Below are 1,641 nucleotides of genomic sequence, written 5' to 3' on the forward strand. Positions count from 1 at the left end.
TTTCGCCTTTATAGAAAACGCGCGGAACCGAATCAATATCCTCAAGCTCAATCTGTAATAATGGCGGCTTTTCTTTAGATAGCTTTACGCCTTCCGTAAGAAGCAGGCTGGATTTTTCAATGCACACTCGGCTTCCCTCCTTTAAATAAAAAACGCTCTCTACTCATACGCCTTTGTACCAATTGCCATCCCCTCATTCGTAATTAACCTCCGCTGCATTCTCGACTAAGTAACGAAAGAAATCGTTTTTCACTATGGGATTCTCTAAATAGCCCGTCAACAAAACGAGTACCATTCTGTCAGGACTAAGACCATCTAGGCTTGAAGCGTTGCGCGAAATAAATATCGGGTTTTTGTACTGCGGATAACGCGACCGTATGTTACGCCATTGTTTTTTCGCATCTATAACCGTTCGACCGACCACGTACATATACTTGTGCGAGCCAGACTGAGTTATATTGTGACCGTGATCGGGTAATTCCAACGCTTGTCCAAACTTCATTTGATGATCTCCCAATCTTCTGCGAGCATGTCAGTTTGAGACGCAAGCCACGGGACAATTTTGTTATTTGCTGTTTTCATAACGATAAAGTTGTCGAATACCGGTTCCCCTCGATACTCGCCATATCCATATTTCAAACCTTTAGCTAATTCACTACCCTTAATTAAATACAAAAACATTCTTTTGCCGTTCCATCCAGACCGGGTAATTTTATAACCGTCGTTAAGTAAATCCACTGCTTCACCAAATTTCATCGTTTGTTCCTCCTTCTTTGACGAACAACTCACGTATTTTCTTTTCAGCTTTTGAAAAGCTCATTTCCTGTTCACCCGGAAAATAAAAGCTGCCTTCAACTTCAGCGGATTTAAAACGAACGGTGGCTTTTATCAAAAACCCATAGGTTTCAAATCCCATTATGCTCCCATCACTAAATAGGGTTTCTCCTTTTCTCTCAATACTTTCTATAACGACTTCCATATGCAAGCCTCCTACATAAAAAACGCCCTCCCATTTGGGAAAGCGCCTGGTATATTCTTTCTAAACCGGGCCCACACTCAGAGGCTCCCTTTGCCGTCAATCGTTTAATCTAAGATTCACTGGACCCGGTTTACAGAGAACATAAAACCAAGGGGTTTAAGACTGAACCCCCTGAAACGCTTGCTTTCATCCGGCTATCCGTGTGCACCCGAACGCCTTCCGTGGTCAGTAGCTACCCAAATAAAAATGCACCCAAATGGAGGGTGCAAAAAAAGGGGTAATTCTCGATGTATTTTATTTTATGCAATAAATTTTAAAAAATAAACTTGTCTACTCGCTTAATACCATAATACTCGATAGTTCAGTCTTGGACTGTCCTCTTATCTTAGTTGTACAATTCCTCCTTACGCTAAACGCTTATTCAAATTTGCGCCTTACACATACTTCGGGAGGAAGCCAAGCATTGTAAGGCAGCATGTCCAAAAAACATACTTCATATAATCTCCCGATACCAAAGCCGCAAGACTAGCGCGATCCGGCTCAGAATGCTCCTCCCGTTTGGCTTCATTCTTCATCGCCTTAATTTGAGTATCCGAATTCACCTTGATAAGGGAATGGTGCGTATCCCGTTATTTCTTGATAAGTAAATCTTATCGATAAAT

General features: G+C 41.7%; 3 protein-coding genes. All 3 read right to left on the bottom strand.

Annotated elements, in window-relative coordinates:
• Positions 1-193: 193 nt before the first annotated feature.
• From AB447_RS15950 to AB447_RS15960, 3 genes are read right to left on the bottom strand one after another with little or no spacing between them, the layout of a single operon-like run.
• Positions 194-502, bottom strand: a complete 309-nt coding sequence (locus tag AB447_RS15950) for a hypothetical protein (RefSeq protein ID WP_053071264.1) — start codon at positions 500-502, stop codon at positions 194-196.
• Positions 499-756, bottom strand: coding sequence for a DUF2829 domain-containing protein (locus AB447_RS15955; RefSeq protein WP_048406900.1), 258 nt, complete (start codon positions 754-756; stop codon positions 499-501). Before AB447_RS15955 ends, AB447_RS15950 begins: the two co-directional genes overlap by 4 nt.
• Positions 743-979 (bottom strand): hypothetical protein, encoded by a 237-nt coding sequence (locus AB447_RS15960; protein ID WP_057957653.1) that lies wholly within the window; start codon positions 977-979, stop codon positions 743-745. Before AB447_RS15960 ends, AB447_RS15955 begins: the two co-directional genes overlap by 14 nt.
• Positions 980-1,641 lie beyond the last annotated feature (662 nt).

It is taken from the genome of Bacillus glycinifermentans (assembly GCF_001042475.2).
Lineage (GTDB): Bacteria > Bacillota > Bacilli > Bacillales > Bacillaceae > Bacillus > Bacillus glycinifermentans.